General features: G+C 71.5%; 22 protein-coding genes. 10 read left to right on the plus strand and 12 right to left on the minus strand.

Annotated features, from left to right (window positions below; translation table 11 throughout):
- Positions 1-106 precede the first annotated feature (106 nt).
- Positions 107-1,363, plus strand: coding sequence for an MFS transporter (locus V8J39_RS04585; RefSeq protein ID WP_336459671.1), 1,257 nt, complete (start codon positions 107-109; stop codon positions 1,361-1,363).
- Between the two features lie 48 nt (positions 1,364-1,411).
- Here the strand turns inward: V8J39_RS04585 and V8J39_RS04590 are convergent, their stop codons facing one another.
- The 3 genes from V8J39_RS04590 to rpsB form a co-directional block, all read right to left on the minus strand.
- Positions 1,412-2,608, minus strand: a complete 1,197-nt coding sequence (locus tag V8J39_RS04590; protein ID WP_336459672.1) for an NAD(P)/FAD-dependent oxidoreductase — start codon at positions 2,606-2,608, stop codon at positions 1,412-1,414.
- A gap of 672 nt (positions 2,609-3,280) precedes the next feature.
- A complete protein-coding gene (gene tsf / locus V8J39_RS04595) occupies positions 3,281-4,177 on the minus strand; it encodes a translation elongation factor Ts (protein ID WP_336459673.1) in 897 nt (298 codons plus the stop codon).
- A gap of 142 nt (positions 4,178-4,319) precedes the next feature.
- Positions 4,320-5,084, minus strand: coding sequence for a 30S ribosomal protein S2 (rpsB, locus tag V8J39_RS04600; protein ID WP_336459674.1), 765 nt, complete (start codon positions 5,082-5,084; stop codon positions 4,320-4,322).
- A gap of 374 nt (positions 5,085-5,458) precedes the next feature.
- Between rpsB and V8J39_RS04605 the strand changes: the two genes are divergently transcribed.
- Positions 5,459-6,262: a DUF502 domain-containing protein gene (locus V8J39_RS04605; protein WP_336459675.1), complete on the plus strand. Its 804-nt coding sequence runs from the start codon at positions 5,459-5,461 to the stop codon at positions 6,260-6,262.
- Positions 6,259-6,456: a hypothetical protein gene (locus tag V8J39_RS04610; RefSeq protein ID WP_336459676.1), complete on the plus strand. Its 198-nt coding sequence runs from the start codon at positions 6,259-6,261 to the stop codon at positions 6,454-6,456. Before V8J39_RS04605 ends, V8J39_RS04610 begins: the two co-directional genes overlap by 4 nt.
- A 62-nt stretch (positions 6,457-6,518) precedes the next feature.
- On the opposite strand, the gene V8J39_RS04615 is transcribed toward V8J39_RS04610, so the two are convergent.
- On the minus strand, positions 6,519-7,589 hold the full coding sequence (locus V8J39_RS04615) for a patatin-like phospholipase family protein (RefSeq protein WP_336460199.1): 1,071 nt from the start codon (positions 7,587-7,589) through the stop codon (positions 6,519-6,521).
- A 365-nt stretch (positions 7,590-7,954) separates the two neighbouring features.
- A complete protein-coding gene (locus tag V8J39_RS04620; protein ID WP_336459677.1) occupies positions 7,955-8,728 on the minus strand; it encodes a 3-hydroxybutyrate dehydrogenase in 774 nt (257 codons plus the stop codon).
- 357 nt (positions 8,729-9,085) lie between these two features.
- On the opposite strand from V8J39_RS04620, the gene V8J39_RS04625 reads away from it, so the two are divergent.
- Positions 9,086-9,652 carry a hypothetical protein gene (locus V8J39_RS04625; RefSeq protein WP_336459678.1) on the plus strand — a complete coding sequence of 189 codons (567 nt, stop codon included), beginning with the start codon at positions 9,086-9,088 and terminating at the stop codon, positions 9,650-9,652.
- A gap of 415 nt (positions 9,653-10,067) precedes the next feature.
- Positions 10,068-11,882 carry an extracellular solute-binding protein gene (locus tag V8J39_RS04630; RefSeq protein WP_442902547.1) on the plus strand — a complete coding sequence of 605 codons (1,815 nt, stop codon included), beginning with the start codon at positions 10,068-10,070 and terminating at the stop codon, positions 11,880-11,882.
- Between the two features lie 168 nt (positions 11,883-12,050).
- Here the strand turns inward: V8J39_RS04630 and V8J39_RS04635 are convergent, their stop codons facing one another.
- A complete protein-coding gene (locus tag V8J39_RS04635) occupies positions 12,051-12,503 on the minus strand; it encodes a type II toxin-antitoxin system RatA family toxin (RefSeq protein ID WP_336459679.1) in 453 nt (150 codons plus the stop codon).
- A gap of 251 nt (positions 12,504-12,754) precedes the next feature.
- On the opposite strand from V8J39_RS04635, the gene hpt reads away from it, so the two are divergent.
- From hpt to V8J39_RS04655, 4 genes are all read left to right on the plus strand, one after another.
- Positions 12,755-13,312 carry a hypoxanthine phosphoribosyltransferase gene (hpt, locus tag V8J39_RS04640; protein ID WP_336459680.1) on the plus strand — a complete coding sequence of 186 codons (558 nt, stop codon included), beginning with the start codon at positions 12,755-12,757 and terminating at the stop codon, positions 13,310-13,312.
- Positions 13,309-13,497, plus strand: a complete 189-nt coding sequence (locus V8J39_RS04645) for a hypothetical protein (RefSeq protein WP_336459681.1) — start codon at positions 13,309-13,311, stop codon at positions 13,495-13,497. Before hpt ends, V8J39_RS04645 begins: the two co-directional genes overlap by 4 nt.
- A 324-nt stretch (positions 13,498-13,821) precedes the next feature.
- Positions 13,822-14,712: a cytochrome c gene (locus tag V8J39_RS04650; RefSeq protein ID WP_336459682.1), complete on the plus strand. Its 891-nt coding sequence runs from the start codon at positions 13,822-13,824 to the stop codon at positions 14,710-14,712.
- A gap of 154 nt (positions 14,713-14,866) precedes the next feature.
- Positions 14,867-15,961 carry a hypothetical protein gene (locus V8J39_RS04655; protein WP_336459683.1) on the plus strand — a complete coding sequence of 365 codons (1,095 nt, stop codon included), beginning with the start codon at positions 14,867-14,869 and terminating at the stop codon, positions 15,959-15,961.
- A gap of 145 nt (positions 15,962-16,106) precedes the next feature.
- On the opposite strand, the gene V8J39_RS04660 is transcribed toward V8J39_RS04655, so the two are convergent.
- The 3 genes from V8J39_RS04660 to V8J39_RS04670 form a co-directional block, all read right to left on the minus strand.
- A complete protein-coding gene (locus V8J39_RS04660; RefSeq protein ID WP_336459684.1) occupies positions 16,107-16,940 on the minus strand; it encodes a lysophospholipid acyltransferase family protein in 834 nt (277 codons plus the stop codon).
- An 8-nt stretch (positions 16,941-16,948) separates the two neighbouring features.
- Complete coding sequence (locus V8J39_RS04665; protein ID WP_336459685.1) at positions 16,949-17,794, minus strand: GNAT family N-acetyltransferase; 846 nt, start codon at positions 17,792-17,794, stop codon at positions 16,949-16,951.
- A 199-nt stretch (positions 17,795-17,993) separates the two neighbouring features.
- On the minus strand, positions 17,994-18,167 hold the full coding sequence (locus tag V8J39_RS04670) for a DUF3553 domain-containing protein (RefSeq protein WP_336459686.1): 174 nt from the start codon (positions 18,165-18,167) through the stop codon (positions 17,994-17,996).
- A gap of 23 nt (positions 18,168-18,190) precedes the next feature.
- Here V8J39_RS04670 and V8J39_RS04675 point away from each other — a divergent pair, with 23 nt between their 5' ends.
- On the plus strand, positions 18,191-18,898 hold the full coding sequence (locus V8J39_RS04675) for a histidine phosphotransferase family protein (RefSeq protein WP_336459687.1): 708 nt from the start codon (positions 18,191-18,193) through the stop codon (positions 18,896-18,898).
- A gap of 124 nt (positions 18,899-19,022) precedes the next feature.
- Here V8J39_RS04675 and V8J39_RS04680 read toward each other — a convergent pair whose 3' ends face one another.
- Genes V8J39_RS04680 through obgE form a run of 3 tightly spaced genes read right to left on the minus strand, consistent with a single transcriptional unit; the run spans position 19,023 to position 22,484 of the window.
- Positions 19,023-20,288 carry a glutamate-5-semialdehyde dehydrogenase gene (locus V8J39_RS04680; RefSeq protein ID WP_336459688.1) on the minus strand — a complete coding sequence of 422 codons (1,266 nt, stop codon included), beginning with the start codon at positions 20,286-20,288 and terminating at the stop codon, positions 19,023-19,025.
- A 34-nt stretch (positions 20,289-20,322) separates the two neighbouring features.
- Positions 20,323-21,447 (minus strand): glutamate 5-kinase, encoded by a 1,125-nt coding sequence (gene proB / locus V8J39_RS04685; RefSeq protein WP_336460201.1) that lies wholly within the window; start codon positions 21,445-21,447, stop codon positions 20,323-20,325.
- On the minus strand, positions 21,444-22,484 hold the full coding sequence (gene obgE, locus V8J39_RS04690) for a GTPase ObgE (RefSeq protein WP_336459689.1): 1,041 nt from the start codon (positions 22,482-22,484) through the stop codon (positions 21,444-21,446). Before obgE ends, proB begins: the two co-directional genes overlap by 4 nt.
- Positions 22,485-22,522: the final 38 nt, after the last annotated feature.

A 22,522-nucleotide genomic window follows, 5' to 3' on the forward strand; every position in this document is an offset into this window, starting at 1 on the left:
CCCCCCGCACCTTCCTTCCCGCACGCTCTCGGCCGCGTCCTGCCGCGCCGTCCGGTCTTCCGCTCGCCGCGCCAAGCCGCTAGGCCTTGGGCAACCGGAGTTTTCCATGCCCCAGACCGACGCGCTTCCCCCATCCGCCCCGCCGTCCCCCCAGGCCGACATGCCGCGCGCCCGCCGCAACGTGGTGGTGCTCGTGCTCGCCCAGGCCGTGCTCGGGGCGCAGATGCCGATGATCTTCACCGTCGGCGGCCTTGCCGGGCAGGGTCTCGCGCCGAATGCCTGCCTTGCCACGCTGCCGATCTCGTCGATCATCCTGGGCAACGCGCTGGCCTCGACCCGGCTCGCGGCCTTCATGGAGCGGCACGGGCGGCGGCGCGGCTTCGTGCTGGCGACCGGGTCGGGTGCCCTCGGCGCGGCGCTCGCCGCGCTCGGGCTCTGGACCGGGACCTTCTGGCTGTTCCTGCTCGGCGGGCTGTTCACCGGCGTCTACATGAGCGCGCAGGGCTTCTACCGCTTCGCCGCCACCGATGCCGCGCCGAAGGCGTTCCAGCCCAAGGCGATCTCCTACGTGATGGCCGGCGGGCTGCTGGCGGCGGTGATCGGGCCGCAGCTGGTCAAGCTGACGGCCGAGGCGATGGTGATCCCGTTCCTGGCCACCTATCTCGCGGCGATCGCGCTGAACCTCGCGGGGCCGCTGCTGTTCGCCTTCCTCGACGCGCCGCGCCCGGCGGCGCGGGCGGCCGACGCGCCGCGGGGCCGGCCGCTGCGCGCGATCCTCGCCCAGCCCGAGGTCCGGGTGGCGATGATCTGCGGCATGGTCTCCTATGCGCTGATGAACCTGGTGATGACCTCGACCCCGCTGGCCGTCGTCGGCTGCGGCTTCCCGCGCTCGAGCGCGGCCGACATCGTCTCGACCCATGTGCTGGCGATGTACATCCCGTCGTTCTTCACCGGCCACCTGATCGCGCGCTTCGGCGCCAAGCCGATCGTGGCGATCGGCCTCGCGATCCTGGCCGGCGCGGGGGTGGTGTCGATGTCGGGGGTGGCGCTTGGCAACTTCTTCGTCGCGCTGGCGCTTCTGGGCGTGGGCTGGAACTTCGGCTTCATCGGCGCGACCGCGATGCTGACCGCCGCACAGCGCCCCGAGGAGCGCGCGCGGCTGCAGGGCCTGAACGACCGCATCGTCTTCGGCGGCGTCTTCCTTGCGTCGCTATCCTCGGGTGGGCTGATGAACTGCGCCGGCGGCTCGGTCATCGCGGGCTGGCACGCGGTCAACCTCGCGATGATCCCGTTCCTCGCGCTTGCGGGGGCGGCGCTGATCTGGCTGTGGCTGCGCCCGGCCGAGGCGGCCGCGGCGCGCTGAGACGCCGCCGCAGGCGACCGGAGCAGACGGTCATCGCAGGCGATCGCCTCAGACGATCGCCTGTTCCAGGAACCGCTCGCCGCGCAGCACCCGCTCCATCCCGAAGGGCGTGAGGTCGATGCTGCGATAGCCACCGGTCAGGATCAGCTCGGCCAGGCCGCGGCCGGCGGCGGGCGACTGCTGCAGCCCGTGGCCGGAGAAGCCGTTGATCAGGAACACGTTGTCAAGCCGCGGGTCGCGGCCGATGATCGCGTTCTGGTCGAAGCTGTTGAATTCGTAATGCCCGGCCCACAGCCGCAGCACCTTGGCCGCGTCGAATCCCGGCACCCGGGTGAAGACCCGTTCCCAGATCAGCGCCTCGAATTCCCCGGCGTTCGGCTCGAAATCGTCGGGGTCGCAGGGGCCGTCGACATCGGGCACGGTGGCCATGATCCAGGCCTCGCCCTCGGGGCGCATCCAGTAGCCGAGCGGATCGATCAGCAGCGGCGCGTCCGGGTGGCGGGCGTTCGGCGCATCGACCATGAACACCGTGCGCTTGCGCGGCTCGACCGGCAGCGCCTCGCCCATCATCGCCAGCAGCTCGCCCGCGCGGGGTCCCGCGGCCGACACGACCCGCGCCGCCGCGATCGTCGCCCCCGAGGCGAGGCGCGCGGCGGTGATGCGATCGCCCTGCCGCTCGAAGCCGGTCACCCGGTCGGTGACGAAGCGCGCCCCCTGCGCCCGCGCCGCCGCCCGCATCCCGTTCACGAGGCCCATGTTGTCGAACCACCCCTCGCCCGTGGGGCCGAAGCTGCCGGCGCTGATCCCCGAGGTGTCGATCCAGGGGAACTGGCGCGCGACCTCGGCCGGGGTCAGGATCCGCGTCTCGGCCCCAAGCCCGCGCTGCATCGCGGCAAGATCGCCGAGCAGCGCCGCGCCCTCGGCGGTCTCGGACAGGAACAGATAGCCGTTCTCGCGCAGCCCGAGCGATCCGACGCCGACGTCGTGGCCCAGCATCCCCTCGAAATCGCGCAGGAATTCCAGCCCGAAGCGCGACATCTCGACATTGGCGGGGTTCGAGAACTGCAACCGCACCGAGGCCGCCGACAGCGCCGAGGACGAGCGCGCGAAGCTTGGGTCCATCTCGACCACGGTGACCGTCAGCGCCGGATCCATCCGCGTCAGCCAGAACGCCGTCGCGGCCCCCATCGCCGCGCCCCCGATCACCAGCACGTCCGCCGTGCCCTGCGCCGCCACCTGCGTCATCGCGATCCCCGCTTCCGTCGTCGCCCAAGTGCTAGCGCCGAAGCGGCGCCGCCGGAAGCCCCCTCCGGCCCCCGCGCCGCGCGCGCGCCATCCTTCCCCCCGGCGCCGCCCCTGACGGGCGGCAGGCGGTCTGGACAGGGGCCGCACGCGGGGGTGGCGCGGCGCCGCCGGGAATCACCCCGGCACCCGCAACAGGCCCGCAATCGCAACTCACGCCCTCGCGATGGCGCCGTTTCGGCAACAATCCTCCGGTTTACCCGGGATTTCGGACCAGATGGTCAGTACAAAACGAGAATGACTTTCTAATAAGTGGTAAACGAGGCAGGATGAGGGCGTTCCGAGAGTGGTGGCTTTGGCCAGGAACACACCGCAAGGATCGTGCCCGTCGACTTAAGGCGGGGGTCTGCGCGGGGCCGGGAAGCCGGCGGGTCGATGCGGGGTGATTTCGCCCTCTAGGCCAAGATCTGATCCGGCGCTCCCCAGGGCCGGTGTGGAGAAGAAGACGGCGGCGCGATCCGGAGGGGACCGCGCCGCCTTTCTTTTGCCCGGGCGGCCCGCCCCGCGCCCGCCCCGCCCCCCGGTCCCGACAGCCCGCCCCGTCAGCCCCGGAGAAACGGCAAGGGCCGGAGGCATCGCTGCCCCCGGCCCTCGTGTCGCGTCGATCGGAACCGATCAGGCGCCGCGGGTCTTGGCGACCTCGGCGGCGAAGTCCTCTTTTTCCTTCTCGATGCCTTCGCCGACCATGACGCGGGCGAAGCCCACGACCTCGACGCCGGCTTCCTTGGCCGCCTGCTCGACGGTCAGGTCCGGGTTCACCACGAAGGCCTGGCCCATCAGCGTGACTTCCGACAGGAACTTCTTCATCCGGCCCGGGATGATGTTGTTCTGGATCACGGCTTCGGGCTTCGGCTTGGCCGAGGCGGCGTTCTCTTCGAGCGCCTTCGAGGTCTGCACGGCCAGCTCGCGCTCGACCACGGTCGGGTCCAGCTGGGCTTCCGACAGCGCCAGCGGCGCGGTGGCGGCGATGTGCATGGCGATCTGCTTGCCGATGCCGTTGTCGGCACCCTTCAGCGCGACCAGCACGCCGATCTTGCCCATGCCCTCGGTCGCGGCGTTGTGGACGTAGGAGACGACGGTCTCGCCTTCCACGACCTGCATCCGGCGCAGGGTCATGTTCTCGCCGATCACGGCGATCGCCTCGGTCAGCACGGTCTCGACCGGCTTGCCGTCGACGGTCGCGGCCTTCAGCGCCTCGACGTCCGACACGCCGAGCGCGGCGGTGGTGATGCCGCGCACGAGCGCCTGGAAGTCGGCGTTCTTGGCGACGAAGTCGGTTTCCGAGTTCACCTCGACCGCGACGCCCTTGCCGCCGTCGACGGCCACGCCGACGAGGCCCTCGGCCGCGACGCGGTCAGCCTTCTTGGCGGCCTTGGCAAGGCCCTTGGTGCGCAGCCAGTCGACGGCCGCTTCCATGTCGCCGTCGGTCTCGGTCAGCGCCTTCTTGGCGTCCATCATGCCGGCGCCGGTCGATTCGCGCAGTTCCTTCACCATCTGTGCGGTGATAGCCATGTCGGGCTCCTTACGATCTCGAAATCAGACGGGCCCGGTTCCCGGACCCCAGTCGTGTCTCAGGCGGGGAGTATCCCCGCCTGATGAAGCTTGTTTGACGGCGAAGCGATACCGGGGGGCGCCGCCCCCCCGGGAGCCCTGATCAGGCTTCGGTGCTTTCTGCCAGCTCTTCGGCCGGGGCCTCTTCCAGCTCGCCGAGGTCGACGCCGGCGGCGCCCATCTGGGCGGTCATGCCGTCGATGGCGGCGCGGGCCACGAGGTCGCAGTAGAGCGAGATCGCGCGGGCGGCGTCGTCGTTGCCCGGGATCACGTAGTCAACGCCCTTGGGCGAGCAGTTGGTGTCGACCACGGCGACGACCGGGATGCCCAGCTTCTGGGCTTCGAGGATCGCGAGGTCTTCCTTGTTGACGTCGATGACGAACAGCAGGTCCGGCAGGCCGCCCATCTCGCGGATGCCGCCGAGCGAGGCTTCCAGCTTGGCCTGCTCGCGCTCCATGTTCAGGCGCTCTTTCTTGGTGAGGCCCTCGGCGCCGGTCGCCATGATCTCGTCGATGGCCTTGAGGCGCGCGATCGACTGGGAGACGGTCTTCCAGTTGGTCAACGTGCCACCGAGCCAGCGGTGGTTCATGTAGTACTGGGCCGATTTCTCGGCGGCTTCGGCGATGGCTTTCGAGGCCTGGCGCTTGGTGCCGACGAACAGGATGCGGCCGCCCTTCGAGACGGTGTCGCGGATCACCTGCAGCGCCTGGTCCAGCATCGGGACGGTCTGCGTCAGGTCGATGATGTGGATGCCGTTGCGGTCGCCGTAGATGTATTCGGCCATCCGCGGGTTCCAGCGTTGCGTCTGGTGACCGTAGTGAACGCCAGCTTCGAGCAGCTGACGCATCGAGAAATCAGGGAGCGCCATGTCCAGTTCCTTTCCGGTTTTGCGCCTCGGCAGGGGATTTCAGGCTTTCGCCCAACCGGCGGACCCTCGGGGATGTCTCCCCCTCGGGCCCAGCCCCTGCCTGTGAAGTGGGGTGCGCTTAGCCGATCGCGGCGTCCCCGGCAAGGGTGAAACGTCGCCCCCCCGCCCGGCCCCGCGTCCGGGGGCCGCGCCGGACCGGCCCTGCACGGGCGCCAGCCCGCCGCACGGGGCCGGCTTGGCGCCCGCGCGGGTACCGGCCCGGTGCCACCGATCCCTGGCACCGCTCCCTGCCGCCGATCGTCGCCCCCGATCGTTGGCATTGTGCCCGGCGGGGCTTGGCCCTAGGCTGCCCTTCGCTCCCCGACGGCACCGAGATGACCGAAGACAAACCCCTGATCCCGCCCCCGCACCCGCCGCGTCGCCACGGCTTCTTCGGCGCGTTGCGCGCCTCGTTCCTGGCCGGCCTGGTGGTGATCCTGCCGATCGCGCTGACGGTCTGGCTGATCTGGTCGGTCACCGGCTGGATCGACGGCTGGGTGCTGCCGCTGGTGCCCTACCGCTTCCGGCCCGAACATTACATCGGCATCGACCTGCGCGGCGTCGGCGTCATCTTCTTCCTGCTGTTCACCGTGGTGATCGGTTTCTTCGCCAAGGGCTTCTTCGGCCGCTCGATCATCCGCCAGGCCGAGTCGCTGGTCGACCGGATGCCGGTCGTGCGCTCGGTCTATTCCGGCATCAAGCAGATCGCCGAGACGATCTTCGCGCAGAACGAGACCTCGTTCGACAAGGCCTGCCTCGTCGAATACCCCCGCCCCGGCACCTGGGCCATCGGCTTCGTGTCGACCATGGCCAAGGGCGAGATCGCCGCGCGCTCGCCCGCGGGCGACCCGCTGGTCTCGGTCTTCGTGCCGACGACGCCGAACCCGACCTCTGGCTTCCTGCTCTATGTGCCCGAAAGCCAGCTGAGCTATCTGGAGATGACGATCGAGGATGCGGCGAAGCTGATCATCTCGGCCGGCCTCGTCTATCCGCAGCCGCGCCCGCCCGCGGGCGAGACCCAGGGTGCGGGCCAGCCTGCGGGCCAGTCGTCATCCCCGTCGCCGACCACCCCTCCGGCCGCGGGCCGGAGCGTGCCCCCGGCCGCCCCCCTGCCGCAGAAGGAAAAGGACCCCGCATGAAATCCGCGCTTCTTCCCGCCGCGCTCGCGCTCACGGCGCTGGCCGCCTGCAACGGCCCGATCGGCGGGGTCGGCCAGTTCGGCGGCGCCCCGGCCGCGCCCTATGGCGCCGCCGCCCCCGCGACCGCCCAGCCGATGTTCACCCCCGAGCCGGTGGTGCCGCAGGATTCGATCTCGACCACCAGCCTCGGCTGACGGCGCGCGCGCGGGCCCGGCCGCAGCGGCGGGGCCCGCACCGCCGCTGCGGATCGCGCCGCTCAGGTGAACATCTTGACGATGTCGACCGAGGCGCTCTCGCCGATGCGCGCCGCGTCCTGCTGCAGGAACCGCCCGGCCGCCTCGCGCCCGGCCGCCTTCAGCTGCGCCAGCAGCGAGGGGGTCGGCAGCAGCTTGGTCATCGCCGACAGCGACTGCATCAGCGCGTCATCGGCGATCATGTGCACCCGCACATCCTTCATCGCCCCCTTCGCGATCACGCCCTCGGCCAGCAGCCGCTTGACGAAGCCGATGGCGCGCAGTTCGCGCAGCAGGGAAGAGTTGAACGATATCTCGTTGATCCGGTTCGAGATCTCTTGCGCGGTGGTCGGCACGGCCTCGCGCACCAGCGGGTTGATGTTCACGATCACCAGGTCGTCGGGCAGGTCGCGGTCATACAGCGGGAACAGCGCCGGGTTGCCGGCATAGCCGCCGTCCCAATAGGCCTCGGTGGTGCCGGTGGCCGGGTCCTCGATCTCGATCGCCTTGAAAAGGTTGGGCAGGCAGGCCGAGGCCAGGATCACCCGCGTGTCGATCTCGCCGTCCGAGAACACCCGCACCTTGCCGGTGCGCACGTTGGTGGCCGAGACGAAGAACCGCGGCCCCTCGCGGGCGCAGACCTTGTCCCAGGCGAACTGGTCGACGACCTTCTGCAGCGGGTTTTCCCAGAACGGCAGGTCGTAGGGGCTGATCGCGGTGGTCATCGCCTCGAACACCGGGAAGGGGAACATCGCCTCGAGCATCTTGGCGGTCATCGCCGGGCCGGGCAGGAAGGTCATCAGCCACTGGCCGAAGGACAGGTCGGGGATCGCGCCCATCTGTTCCCACAGCCAGTCGAGCGTCGCGCGCGCGCCCTCGCGCCCGCCCATCGCCCAGCCGGACTTCAGCGCCGCCCCGTTCAGCGCCCCGGCCGAACAGCCCGAGATCGCCGCGATCTCGAGCCCCTCTTCCTCGAGCAGGCGGTCGAGCACGCCCCAGGTGAAGGCGCCATGCGCGCCCCCGCCCTGCAGCGCCAGCGTGATCCGGCGCGGCCCGTCGGCAAACAGCTTCGGCCGTGCCCCCGCATTCGCCATCGTCTCGGCGCGCTCGGGCGTCAGCCCCTCGGCCGAGGCGGCGCCGCCCTGCCCCTCGCCGGTCAGGGTCTTGGCGGTCTTCGCCGGCGCCTTGCGCGCGGGGCGCCGGGCCGCCTTGCCCGCTTCTGCCTTGCCCGCGTCTGCCTTGGCGGCGGCAGGCTTCGCGGCGGACGCCTTCGGCCCGGCGGCCGATGCAGGCTTCGCCTTGGCCTTCGGCGCCGCCTTCCGCGCGGGCTTGGCCGCAGCCCCGGCCCCGGCCTTGGCGGCAGGCTTGGCGCCGGGGGTGGCGGCGCCGCGCCGCCGGCGCGGGCCGGACGACGTCTCGGGCGGGGCCTTGGGGGGCGTCTCGGGCGCGTCGTCGGCCATCAGAGCGCGGTCCAGCCGCCGTCGACCGAGATCGTGGTCCCGGTGATCTGGTCGGCCGCGGACGAGCACAGGAACACCGCGGTGCCGCCGATCTGCTCGACCGTCGCGAATTCCTTGGTGGCCGAGCGCTGCAGGATCACCTTCTCGATCGCCTCGTCGCGGTCCATGCCGTACTGCTTCATCGTGTCGGGGATCTGCGCCTCGACCAGCGGGGTCATCACGTAGCCCGGGCAGATCGCGTTGCAGGTGATCTTGTCGCGCGCCAGCTCCAGCGCCACGGTCTTGGTCATGCCGACGATGCCGTGCTTGGCCGAGACATAGGCCGACTTGTAGGGCGAGGCCGAGAGCCCGTGCGCCGAGGCGATGTTGACGATCCGGCCCCAGCCCGCCGCCTTCATCCCCGGGATCGCGGCCGCGGTGGTGTGGAAGGCCGAGGTCAGGTTGATCGCGATGATCGCGTCCCATTTCTCGACCGGGAAGTCCTCGATCGCGGCGACGTGCTGGATGCCGGCGTTGTTGACGAGGATGTCGCAGGCGCCCGCCTGCGCGATCAGCGCCCGGCACTCGTCGCCCTTGGACATGTCGGCCTTGATGTAGACGACCTCGGTGCCGAATTCGGCGGCCATGTCGGCGGCGAGCTTGTGATCCTCGTCCCGGTCGGTGAACGAGTTCAGCACCACCCGCGCCCCCGCCTTCGCGAGCTCGCGCGCCACGCCGAGGCCGATGCCCGAGTTCGAACCGGTGACGACCGCCGTCTTGCCCTTGAGAGACATTCTGCATCCTCCTGCATTGTCTTGGGGTCAGACGATAGATGCTGCGGACGCGAAGAACAGGGCAAATCCGCGCGATCCGCTGGCCGCCGGCGCACAGGATCACCCGCGCGGTGGCCGCCCGGATCAACGCCGGGTTGCGCGATCGGGGCCAAGCGGGTGTCCTGTTCCCGCTGAACCGCCCCCAAGGGGCCCCGGACGAGCGTCACCGGACAGGGGTCCCCAGCGGGCCCCGGACAAGGCCCCAGAGACGCGGGCCGCTGGACGCGGGCCGCCAGACACGGGCCGCCAGACACGGGCCGCCAGACACGGGTCCCCGGACACGCGCCCCCGGGCGGGGCGACACCGAGGAGGACGCCCATGACAGAAGCCCCGTCACCCGACCGCAGCCGGGATCCGCGCCGCCGCTGGGCGCCCCCGGGCCGGGCGCCCCGGCGCCTTGCCGCCGCCGCGCTCGCCACGGCGACGCTTTGCGACCTGCCCGGTCCGGGCGACGCCGCGACCTTGCGCGCCGCCTACACCGGCCCCGACCCATCGGGCGCGGGGCTTTCCTTCGCCATCGACTTCCTCGACCGCAACGAAGACAGCTTTTTCGAGATCGGCGAGATGACCGGCTTCAGCGGCTTCGCCATCGAGGGGATCACGTACGGGATCCTTGTGCAGGTGCCCACGGTCCCGGGCCTTGCCACCGGGAACACGACCTCGACCTTCTGGCTGTTCGAGAGCGCCACGGTTCCCTTCGCCAGCATCGCCGTGCCCTGGCAAAGCTGGAGCTATTCGCTGGCGCTCGACCGCTCGCTGCCCGGCCCCGGCGGCCCGAGGACCCCGATCCCCGGCGCGGTGCCGCTGCCGGCGACGCTGCCGCTGGCGGCGGCGGCGCTGGTCGTGCTGCCTGGCCTCGGGCGCCGGCGCCGCCGACCCGGCTGATCACGCCCGCGCCGGGCCCGCAGGTCGATCCCGCGGACGGGACGCGCGGATGGTTGGCGCAGGAAGACGGCACGGAAAGACGGCACGGTCAGATGGCGGGACGGCCCGGATCGGTCGACCGGTGCGATCAAGCGGTGCGATCACGGGTGCGATGACGGGGCGGGCGGACTGCGGCGCCTGCCGGAGATTCGGGCAAAAAAAAGCGCCCGCACAAGGCGGGCGCAAGTCGTTGAGGCAGGTTTCATACAGGCAAGAAACCTATCGAGCAGTGAGGCGGTTATACCTCTATCCATCGGCGGGTCAAAGCTAAAAGTTTGAAACCCACCCCTGGGGCGTCTAGCCTGCCCGCAACCACAAGAAGCAGGCTGGGACTGTTCCCGAAATGAATTCAATGTTGTCGAACGCTCACCGGAGCGTGATTCCCTTGCTGCAATCGCCCTTGCGGGGCCTGACCGCGGCGGCGGTCTCGGCGCTGTGGCTGGCCTGCGGGGCCGCGGCGGCGGCACCGAGCCACGGGCTGGCCATGTACGGCGCGCCGGCCCTTCCGGCGGGATTCGACCACCTGCCCTATGCCAATCCCGACGCGCCGAAGGGCGGGCGCATCGTCTATGGGGAATCGGGCAGCTTCGATTCGCTCAACCCCTGGATCCTGAAGGGGCGCGCGCCCTGGGGCATGGGCCAGCACGTGGCCGAGACGATGATGGTGCGCTCGATCGACGAGCCCTTCACCCTCTACGGGCTGCTGGCGCAGTCGGTCGAGGTACCGCCCGACCGCTCCTGGGTCGAGTTCACCCTGCGCCCCGAGGCGCGGTTCTCGGACGGCAGCCCGGTGACGGTCGAGGACGTGATCTGGTCCTACGAGACGCTGGGGACCGAGGGGCACCCGCGCTATCGCACCGCCTGGGCGCGGGTGAGGTCGATCACCTCGCCGGGGCCGGGCCGGGTGCGCATCGACTTCACCGAGCCCGACCGCGAGCTGCCGCTGCTGATGGCGCTGCGCCCGGTGCTGAAGAAGGCGCAGTGGCAGGACCGCGACTTCACCGCCTCGACGATGGAGCCGCCGATCGGCTCGGGTCCCTACGTGGTGGGCGCGGTCGATCCCGGCCGGTCGATCACCTTCCGACGCAACCCCGACTGGTGGGCGAAGGACCTGCCCCTGACCCGCGGCACGCAGAACCTCGACGAGATCCGCTACGAGTATTTCGGCGATGCGGGCATCGGCTTCGAGGCGTTCAAGGCCGGCGCGGTCGACGTCTGGCGCGAGACCAACGCCGCGAAATGGGCGCGCGACTACGACCTGCCCGCCATCGCCGCGGGCGAGGTGGTCAAGGAGGAGATCCCCCATCACCGGCCCTCGGGGATCACCGGGCTGGCCTTCAACACCCGCCTGCCGGTCTTCGCGGACTGGCGGGTGCGCGAGGCGCTGACGCTGGCCTTCAACTACGGCTTCATCAACCGCACGATCAACGCGGGCGACGCGCCGCGGATCGGGTCCTATTTCTGGAACTCGGACCTTGCCGCGCCCGAGGGGCCGCTGCAGGGCCGCGCCGCCGAGCTGCTGGCACCCTTCGCCGCCGATCTGCCGCCCGGCACGCTCGAGGGCGCGCCGCTGCCCGCGGGCAGCGACGAGCCGGTCAACCGCGGCGACATGCGCCGCGCGGTGCGGCTGCTGTCCGAGGCGGGCTGGACGGTGCGGGACGGGGTGCTGAAGGATGCCGCGGGCACCCCCTTTGGCTTCGAGATCCTGCTGGCGCAGGGCGCGGGCGAGCCGGGACAGGTCGTCGACATCTACCTGCAGTCGCTGGCGCGGCTGGGGATCGTGCCCACCGTCTCGACCGTCGATGCGGCGCAATACGTGCTGCGCACCGAGGCCTACGACTTCGGCATGGCCTGGTACACCCGGGCGCTGTCGCTTTCGCCCGGCAACGAGCAGCGGCTCTACTGGGGATCGGAGGTCGCGGGCGAGCCCGGCAGCCGCAACTGGATGGGCATCCGCTCGCCCGCCGTCGACCGGCTGATCGCGCATCTGGGCGAGGCGACCGAGCCCGCGGAATTCACCGCCACCGTGCAGGCGCTCGACCGGGTGCTGACCGCGGGGCGCTGGGTGATCCCGGTCTGGTATTCGCCCGTCGACCGCATCGCGCACAAGGCGCGGCTGCATCACCCCGACCGGCTGCCGCTGTATGGCGACTGGCCGGGGTTCCTGCCGGATGTCTGGTGGTCGCAGTGATCGTGCCGCGGAGGGGGCGCTGCCCCCGCCCCTGCGGGGCCCCCCGGGATATTTTCACCAGGGCGAAAGCCGGGAAGCAGGCTGACGCCGGGAGAAGGGGGGGCTCCGCCCCCGCGCGTGCCGCGCTCCCCCGGGATATTTCGGCAAAGTCGAGGGCGCGGGCGCGCCTCAGCGCGGGCCGTAGAGCTTGACCGCGCGGGTCTCGAAGGCCTGGACCATGCGGCGCACCGCCTCGCCGAAGACGACGCCGATGATGCCTTGCAGGATCGCGTTCCTGAATTCGAAATCGACGAAGAAGTCGACCTCGCAGCCGGTGGCGGTGTCGCGGAAGGCCCAGTTCGACTTCATGTAGCGGAACGGGCCGTCGAGATATTCGGTGTCGATCCTGCGGGCTTCGGGCCAGAGCACGACGCGGCTGCCGAACTTCTCGCGGAAGACCTTGAACGAGATCACCAGATCGGCCTCCATCACCACCGATCCGTCGTCGCGCGGCGTGGTCGAGCGGACCCGGGCGGCGGCGTTCCAGGGCAGGAATTCCGGGTAGCGCTGCACGTCCGCGACGAGGTCGTACATCTCTTGCGCGGTGTAGGGCAGCTTGCGGGTCTCGGCGTGTTTGGGCATCGCGTCCTTCCGGTCCGGTTCCCGGGAGGGCGGCCCCCGGGGGAAGTCTTGTTCGGTCTGGCGGCGTCACCGGGCCCTTGCCGGGGCCCGTCTGGTGAGCAGTCTTCTGGGCAGTCTTCCAGGCAATCCCTGGGGCAGTCTGGCATGCGCCCTCTGCGGCGCCGCCCGGGGCGGCCCAACGCGACGGCCGCGTGGACGTTCCGCCCCCCGTGTCGTAGAAACCGCCCCGAGGTTCAAGAGGAAGCCTGAGCATGGCCGCATCCGCACGTCCCTATGTCATCGACGAGATGATTTCGGCCAAGGCGATCGCCGCCCGGGTCGAGGCGCTGGCGCGCGAGATCGACGCGACCTTCGCCGGCACCCAAAAGCTGGTCGTCGTGGGTCTGCTGCGCGGGTCGTTCATCTTCATCGCCGACCTCGTGCGCGAGATCGGGCTGCCGGTCGAGGTCGATTTTCTCGAGGCCTCGAGCTATGGCGATGCCACCGTCTCGAGCCGCGAGGTGCGGATCCTGAAGGACCTGCGCGGCGAGATCGCCGGCCGCGACGTGCTGGTGGTCGAGGACATCGTCGACACCGGCTTCACCCTGAGCCACGTGATCCGCCTGCTGGAGAGCCGGGCGCCGCGCCGGCTTGAGGTCTGCGCGCTGCTGGACAAGCCGGCGCGGCGCGAGGTCGAGGTGCGCGCGACCTGGACCGGCTTCACCATCCCCGACGAATTCGTCGTCGGCTATGGCATCGATTACGGCCAGCGCGACCGCAACCTGCCGCATATCGGCAAGGTGCGGTTCACCGACGGCGGGGCGGCATGAACCACCTGCTGTGGCTGATGCGGGCGCGGCACTGGCTGCGCCATCCGCCGCGGCCGGGCCGGGTGGTGCTGGTGGCGGTGGTGATCGCGCTGTGCCTCGCGCTGGCGGGGGCCGAGCGGTTCGGCCTCTGGCCCGAGGGCTGGCAGGTCGAGGGCGGCCGGCGCGGGATGCTCGCGCGGCCCTGAGGCGGGACGTGACCCGGGAGCCGCGCCGAGCCCTGGGCCGAGCCCTGCGCCGGTGGTGGCGGTCAGGCCGGCTGGGCGCGGCGGTGTCCCCGCGCCGGTCGGCGGCCCGGAGAGACGGCGCGGAGCGGTGGTGCATCTCGATGCCGCGGCGCGAAAAAGCCTGCGATCCGACACGCTTGCGTGAGGGTGCGCCGCGGGCGCTTGCCCGGTGCGGCGCGGTCTCTAGGCTGGGGCGCAAGGCGCTGCCCCCGGTATGACGCGCCCCGGTGCGATGCTCCCCGGTGCGACGCGCCCCGCCCCGACCCGGAAGAAAGCGAGATCCCGATGCGCCGCCTGCTGACCGCCCTTGTCGTGCTTGCCGCCGTGATCGTCGCCGCCGGGCTTTGGATCACCCGCCCGCGCCACGCCGACCCGGCCGAATTCGCCGGGCTGAGCGGCGATCCCGGCCGCGGCGCGCAGGTGTTCTGGGCCGCGGGCTGCGCCTCGTGCCACACGGCCGAGGGCGCGGCGCCGGCCGAGATGCCGGTTCTGGCCGGCGGCCGCCGCTTCGACAGCGACTTCGGCAGCTTCACCGCCCCCAACATCTCGCCCGACCCGGATGCGGGCATCGGCCGCTGGAGCCTCGCCGATCTCGCCGATGCGCTGCGCGAGGGCACCGACCGCGCCGGGCGCCATCTCTATCCCGCCTTCCCCTATGCCAGCTACACCCATGCCAGCGCGCAGGACATCGCCGATCTCTACGAATTCCTGATGACCCTGCCCCCGGATCCGACGCCGAACCGCCCCAACGACGTGCGCTTCCCGTTCTCGATCCGGCAGGGGATCGGGCTGTGGAAGGCGCTGTACCTGACGGACGGCTGGGCGGTGCCCGGCCCGCTGTCGCCCGAGGCCGAGCGCGGGCGCTACCTTGTCGAGGCGCTGGGGCATTGCGCCGAATGCCACACGCCGCGCGACGCGATGGGCGGGCTTGACCGCGACCGCTGGCTGGCGGGCGTGCCGGGCCCGGACGGGCGCGGCGGGCCGCCGAACCTGACCCCCGGCGCGCTGGACTGGAGCGAGGAGGAGATCGCCGAATACCTGTCCTCGGGCTTCACCCCCGATTACGACAGCGCCGGCGGCGAGATGGCCGAGGTGGTGTCGAACTTCGCCCGGCTGCCGGCGGCGGACCGGCTGGCGGTGGCGGCCTATCTCAAGGCGGTGCCGGCGGTCGAGTGACGCACCCTATGGCGGTAGGGTGTGGAAAAACCGCAAGACTTGGGAAAGAAATCAAGGATCTGGTGGTTTTTCGGGTGCGACAGCGCCCCAGTTGCGCTAGCATCGCGCCATACCGGCCCGTCCAGAGGCCGGACCCGAGACCGAGGATGAGAGCATGTTCCGACCGATCCGCCCCGCGCGGGCGCGCGCCCGCATCGGGCTCGCCGCCGCCGCCGCGACCCTGTCGACCGCCGCGCTGAGCACCGCCGGCTGGTCCGAGGAATACCAGTACGGCTATACCGCCGCCAACGGCTATGGCGCGGGCGCCCCGCGCAGCGCCGCCCCCGGCTATTCCGCGCCCGCCTATGCCACCGCGCCGCGCGCGCCCAGCTATTCCGACGGCGCGCCGCCGGTGAGCCGCGGCTATGGCGGCGTGCAGTCGCCGTCGGGGCGCGGCTACACCGTCTCGGGCCGGCTGGAATACGAGACGCTGGTCAACCGCGACCATTCGACGGGCTTTGCCTATGGCGACGTGACATTCGGCTTCATGTCCCCTTCGGGCCCCTTCGGCTTCGAGCTGGGCTTCGAGGGCTATCAGGCCGGCGAGGGCGACATCGCCCCCTATGGCGCGGTCAAGTTCGACACCGGCGCGGGCGTGGTCTCGGCCGGGGTGCCGCGCTCGTCGATGGACACGTTCCTTGACATCCCGGCGATCGGCGGCTCGCAGCGCGAGGATCTCGCGGTGGGCGCGCTCACGCGCGGCACCGTCGGCACCAGCTATCTCTCGGGCGCCGACACGCCCTGGGGCCTGCGCTACGACGGCAGCTTCGGGCAGGCCGCGCTCTCGGGCTCGGTCCACCAGTTCGAGGGCGACGGGACCGTGGTCGACGGCACGATCCACGTGCAGACCGGGATGTTCACGCTCAGCGCCGGGGCCGAGAACGTCGACCGGACCGAGGGGCGCTCGGGCGTCAACATCGTCACCGGGGCCAAGGTCGCGACCGGGATCTGGGAGGGGGGGCTGTACTATTCCGACGTGCAGCGGCCCGACAAGATGACCGGCTGGACCGGCTATGGCCGCTGGGCCCCCGGCGGCCCGGTCGCGGTCACCGGCACGCTGATCTCGAAGCGCGAGAGCGGCGAGACCGACACGCTGTACGGGCTGTCGGGGGAATACACCTTCTGGGAGGGCGCCTATCTGCAGGGCGGCTTCTTCGACGGCGAGGACACCAAGGCCACCTACGACATCTCGATGGGCTGGAAGTTCTGACACCCGACACCCGGGTGCCGAAAGGGGCCGCGCCGGGCGCGGCCCCTTTTTGCTGCACGCCTCAGGCGCCCCGTGCGCGTCCCCGGGCCCGGCACCGCACCGGGACGGCACCGCGCCGGGGCGGCACCGCAGCGGCTGTCGCGGCTCAGTGCGGTCCGTGCCCCGTGGCGCGGTCGACCGGGCCGCGCACCGCCGCCTCGGCCGTCGCCGCCAGCGCCTTGCGCCCGCCCGACTGCGCGACGGGGATCTCGGGGTGGAAGGTCACGCGGGCCTCGGACCGGCCGCCGCTGGCCATCAGCTTGAGCAGGTGCGGCCCGAACGCCATGTCGCCCCACCAGCCCAGGAACCGCGGGTCCTGCCCCGCCGGGGCGCGGTAGCTGACCGAGACCGGCTGGATCGCCGTCTCCTGCGCCAGCCCGTCGAGGAAAAAGGCCGCGAAGAGCGTGGTCTTGAACGGCAGCACCCGGCGCCCGTCGGTCGAGGTGCCTTCGGGGAAGAACAGAAGCCGGTGCCCGGCGCGCAGCCGCGTCTCCAGCAGGTCCTGCTGGCGGCGCGCCGCGCGCGGGTCGCGGGTGATGAACAGCGTGCCCGTCGCGCGGGCAAGCCAGCCGATGCCGGGCCAGCGCGCCACCTCGGCCTTCGAGATGAAATAGATCCGGTCGCAGGCGTTCAGCGTGAAGATGTCGAGCCAGCCCGCGTGGTTGGCGACCAGCGCGCCGCGACCGCGCATCGGCCGCCCCTCGATCCCCAGCCGCACGCCCAGGATCGCGAGCGCGCCGCGGCAGACCCCTTGCGTGATCCAGGGCGTGACCGGCCGGTGCAGGCCCCAGATCGCGCGTTCGGGCAGGCGCAGCGCCAGCAGCAGCGCCAGCCCGCCGAAGGTCAGCCCCGCCAGCAGCGGGGCCCGGACGGCCACGCGCAGCCAGCCCCGGGCCGTGGCCCGCGGCACCGCCGGCGGCGTGTCGTGCCAGGTCGCCACCGCGCGGCTCAGCCGCGGCCGCGGCCGGGGTCGGCCTTGCGGGTGTAGAAGCCCTTGTGCTTGGCGCTCATCGCCTCGGTGTCCATCAGCAGGCAGACGTCGGTGGTGTTGAACGGGCGGTCGACGAAGGCCCCCTCGCCCACGAAACCGCCCAGCCGCAGGTAGGCCTTGATCAGCGCCGGCATCTCGAGCATCGCCTGCCGCCGGTCCAGGTCGTCCTTCGCCACCAGGTCCATCGGCTGGAACGCGCGCGAGCGCACGCGCAGCGGCTCGGGCGCGAGGTGGTGGTGGTGCAGCCAGGCCAGCGGCCGGCGCAGCGCCTCGACATCGGTGCCGTGGAACGAGGCGACACCGAACATCACCTCGATCCGCCGGTCGAGCACGTAGTCGGCGAGCGCGTTCCACAAGAGGAACATCGCGGCGCCGCCCCGGTGATCGGCATCGACGCAGGAACGCCCCAGCTCGAGCAGCCGCCGCCCCGAGGCCCGAAGCGGCGCGAGGTCGTATTCCGCGTCGCAGTAGAACCGCCCGAACGCCTCGGCCCGGTCCGAGGGCAGCAGCCGGTAGGCCGCGATGACATGGTCGTGGCCGGCCGGGTCGCGCGCGGGATCGACCAGCACCAGGTGATCGCAGACCGGGTCGAACTCGTCGCGCTCGTAGCGGCCGACCGGGTCGACCAGCGCGCCGCCGCCGCCCAGCTCCTCGACGAAGACGCGGTAGCGCAGCCGCTCGGCGCCGCGCAGGTCCGCCTCGGTCGCGGCGATCCTTGCCTGAAGGGCCGGCCCCGCCGTCGCCGCCGCCGCGTCCGTCGCCGCCGCCGCCGTCGCCGCGCCCCGTGTCACCGCTTCTGCCATGCCTGCCCCCGCCTGGTTCAGCGGCGTTCTAGGCGGCGCCGCGCCACCGCGCAACCGCCCAGACCTGCGGCAGTGTCGCCGCGCCGGCGCACGGTCGATGCGCGATTCGCATCCTGCGCGATCATTTCGCTGTCGGCAGCGCTCAGGGCGATTGACAGCGGAAATCCGCGCACGCATAGATTGTAAACATTCTAGGGATTCACGGGTTGTGCACGGGTTCGAGCGTAATGATCGTGCCATCCAGTACGAGCTTGCCCATGTTCTGGAAATTCACGGTGATGCGGTTGCCGATATTCGACTGTACCTGCCCCACGCCCCAGGATGGCTCGCTCGGATTGCGCACGATCATGCCGGGTTCAAGAAACTCATTCATCCGTTCAACCTCCGGTACCGCACTTGAGCCATGACATCTCTCCGCTGCCGCCCGTCCGGGCCGAGGATCTGCTGCCGCTTCTGGGCTCGCGGATCTGTCACGACCTGATCAGCCCGCTGGGCGCGATCAGCAACGGGCTGGAGCTGTTGCAGATGTCGGGCATGGCGCCGGGCCCCGAGATCGAGCTGATCGGCCAGAGCGTCGCCAGCGCCAACGCCCGCGTCAAGTTCTATCGCCTCGCCTTCGGTGCCGGCAGCAGCCAGCGCATCGGCGCGCGCGAGGTCGCGGCCCTGCTCGAGGAGATCTCGCTCGGCTCGCGGCTGAAGCTGGTCTGGCAGGGCGAGGGCGACGTGATCCGGTCCGAGCTGAAGCTGGGATTCCTCGCGCTCCAGTGCCTCGAGACCGCGCTGCCCTGGGGCGGCGAGGCCGCGCTGTCGCACGAGGCGCGGCGCTGGACGGTGACGGGCAGCGCCGCGCGCATGAAGATCGACACCGATCTCTGGGCGCTGATCGACGACGACCGCGAGGTGCCGCTGGATATCGCGCTGACGGCGGCGCATGTGCATTTCGGGCTGCTGGTGCTCGAGGCGCGGCGGCAGAACCGCTGCCTCGTGCACGAGGTCGCTATGGCCGAGCCGCCGCCCGCGGCGGCCCCCGGGCGCGACGGCACGCAGGCGCGCGCCCCGGGCGCCACGCCCGCAGGCGACAGCCGGATCATCATCCGCTTCTGACCGCCCTGCCCGCGCGCGCGCCGTCCTCGGGTCACAACACCCGCGGGCGCACAGGGCGGCCGCCGGGCGCCGCGACCGGCGGTCGACCGGCACGCCGCGCCCCGGCGCCGTGCCGGGGCGGCGGTCAGGCCCGGATCGCGCCATTGCCCTCGACGAGGTACTTGAAGCTCGTCAGCTGCTCGGCCCCGACCGGCCCGCGCGCATGCAGCTTGCCGGTGGCGATGCCGATCTCGGCGCCCATGCCGAATTCGCCGCCATCGGCGAACTGGGTCGAGGCGTTGTGCAGCAGGATCGCGCTGTCGAGCCGGGTGAAGAACCGCTCCACCGCCGCCGCGTCCTCGGTCAGGATCGCCTCGGTGTGCTGGCTGCCGTAGCGCCGGATATGCGCGATCGCGCCGTCGACGCCATCGACTAGCCGCACGGCGATGATCTTGTCGAGGAATTCGCGCCCGAAATCCTCGGGCGTCGCCGCGACGGTGCCCGGGATCCCGGCCAGCTCGGCCTCGACGCGGACCTCGACGCCCTTCTCCAGCAGCGCCTCGACCAGCCGCGGCCCCTGCGCCGCGTAATAGGCGCGGTCGATCAGCAGGCATTCGGCAGCGCCGCAGATGCCGGTGCGGCGGGTCTTGGCATTGATCACGATCCGCTCGGCCATCGCCGGGTCGGCGGCGGCGTCGACATAGACGTGGCAGATGCCCTCGAGATGGGCGAAGACCGGCACCCGCGCCTCGCGCTGGACCAGCCCGACCAGGCCCTTGCCGCCGCGCGGCACGATCACGTCGACATGCGCGGTCGCGCGCAGCAGCTCGGCCACGGCGGCCCGGTCGCGCGTCGGGATCAACTGGATCGCATCCTCGGGCAGGCCCGCCGCGCGCAGCCCCTCGACGAGGCAGCCGTGCAGCGCGCCCGAGGAATGGAAGCCCTCGGAGCCGCCGCGCAGGATCACCGCGTTGCCCGACTTCAGGCACAGCGCGCCCGCGTCGGCGGTGACGTTCGGGCGGCTTTCGAAGATCACGCCGATGACGCCGATCGGCGTGCGCACGCGGCGGATCTTCAGGCCCGTCGGCCGGTCCCACTCGGTGATCACCTGGCCCACCGGATCGTCCTGGGCCGCGACGGCCTCGAGGCTCTGCGCGATCGCCTCGATGCGCCCCGCGTCCAGCACCAGCCGGTCGGTCATCGCCGCCGAGATGCCCTTGCCCGCGGCATAGTCCAGGTCCAGCCGGTTCGCGGCCAGGATCTCGTCCGCGCGGGCGCGCACGGCGGCGGCGGCGGCGGTCAGCGCCGCGGCCTTCAGGTCGGATGGCGCGAAGGCAAGCTCGGCACTGGCGGCGCGCGCGCGCGCGCCGATCGCGTCGATCAGGGCGGGGATGTCGTCCATGTCCTTCATGGCCCTTGCCTCCTTTGGAACAGTCTGCGGTGCGCTAGAGCACCATGTCGTCGCGGTGGATCAGCGCCGCCCGGCCCGGATAGCCGAGGATCGCCTCGATCTCGCCCGAGCGGTGGCCGGCGATGGCCCGCGCCTCGGTCGAGGTATAGCGGCAAAGCCCCTTGCCGAGAACCTCGCCCGATGGCGCCACCACCGCCACCGGCTCGCCGCGGCCGAAGCTGCCGGTGATCCGCACCACGCCCGCCGGCAGCAGCGACTTGCCGTGGCTCAGCGCCTCGACGGCGCCGGCATCGATGCGCACCTCGCCGCGCGGCTTCATCGCCGCGATCCAGCGCTTGCGCGCGGCCTGCGGATCGCCCTCGGGCAGGAACCAGGTGCAGTTCGCCCCCGCGGTCAGCGCGCTCAGCGGCCGCGCGACCGAGCCTTCCATGATCGCCATCGCGCAGCCGCCCGACACGGCGGTGCGCGCGGCCAGAAGCTTGGTCTTCATGCCACCCTTCGACAGGCCCGACACCGGGTCGCCCGCCATCGCCTCGATCTCGGGCGTGATGTGCTCGACGATCTCGAAGCGCACGGCGGCCGGGTCTTCCTTGGGGTTGGCCGAATAGAAGCCGTCGACATCGGACAGCAGCACCAGCTGGTCCGCCCCCACGGTCACCGCGATCTGCGCCGCCAGCCGGTCGTTGTCGCCAAAGCGGATCTCGTCGGTGGCGACGGTGTCGTTCTCGTTGACGATCGGCACGACGCCCAGGCCCAGCAGCGTCTCCATCGTCGCGCGGGCGTTCAGGTAGCGGCGCCGGTCGGTGGTGTCCTCCAGCGTCATCAGCACCTGGGCCGCGGTGATGTTGTGCGGGGTCAGCACCTCTTCATAGGCGCGCGCCAGCCGGATCTGCCCGACCGCGGCAGCGGCCTGGCTCTGCTCGAGAGGCAGCGCCGCGAAGGGCAGGTTCAGCAGGATCCGCCCCAGCGCGATCGACCCCGAGGACACGAGGATCACGTCGGTCCCGCGCGCCCGCGCCGCCGCCACGTCCTCGGCCAGCGCGGTCAGCCAGCCGGTCTTCAGCCCGGTCTCGCGATCGACCAGCAGCGCCGAGCCGATCTTGACGACCAGCCGCCGCGCCGCCCGGATGTCGGGGCGGGTCGCCGCCGCCGCGGTCAGGGTTGCCACGGCTCGGCCTCCACGGGGGTGATCCGGTCGGCATCGATCTCGGCCATCAGCGCGCGCAGCACGTCCTGCACGCCCTTCTGCGCCGCGGCCGAGATCAGGAAGACCTTGCCGCCGGATGCCTTCTCCAGCGCGGCGCGCTTCTCCTCCAGCTCCTCGGGGGCGATGGCGTCGATCTTGTTCAGCGCGGTGATCCGGGTCTTGGCCGCGAGATCCTCGTCATAGGCCTCGAGCTCGTCGATGATGGTCTGGTAATCCTCGGCCACGTGCTCGGCAGTGCCGTCCACCAGGTGCAGCAGCACCGCGCAGCGCTCGACATGGCCAAGGAACCGGTCGCCAAGGCCCCGCCCCTCGCTCGCGCCCTCGATCAGGCCGGGGATGTCGGCCATGACGAATTCGCGCCCGTCGACGCCGACGACGCCCAGGTTCGGCACCAGCGTGGTGAACGGGTAATCCGCGATCTTCGGCCGCGCGTTCGACGTGGCGGCCAGGAAGGTCGACTTGCCCGCGTTCGGCAGCCCCAGAAGGCCCGCGTCCGCGATCAGCTTCAGCCGCAGCCAGATCGTGCGGTCGATCCCGGGCTGGCCCGGGTTCGCGCGCGACGGCGCCCGGTTGGTCGAGGACTTGAAATGCAGGTTGCCGAACCCGCCGTTGCCGCCGCGCGCCAGCAGGACGCGCTGGCCGGGTTCGGTCAGGTCGGCGATGATCGTGCCCTCGTCGCCCTCGTCGCTGTCGGGCTCGATGATCTCGGTGCCGACCGGCACCTTCAGCACGATGTCGTCGCCATTGGCGCCGGTCATCTGCCGGCCCATGCCAGGCGTGCCGTTCTTGGCGAAGAAATGCTGCTGGTAGCGGAAATCGATCAGCGTGTTCAGCCCCTCGACCGCCTCGGCCCAGACCGAGCCGCCATTGCCGCCGTCGCCGCCGTCGGGCCCGCCGAACTCGATGAACTTCTCGCGCCGGAAGCTGACGCAGCCGTTCCCGCCACCGCCGGACCGGATGTAGACCTTGCAGAGATCGAGGAACTTCATGAGGGGACACTTTCGGAAAGGCTGGCGGACCCGCCCCG

The organism is Frigidibacter sp. MR17.24, assembly GCF_037095655.1.
In the GTDB taxonomy this organism is placed as follows: Bacteria; Pseudomonadota; Alphaproteobacteria; order Rhodobacterales; family Rhodobacteraceae; genus Frigidibacter.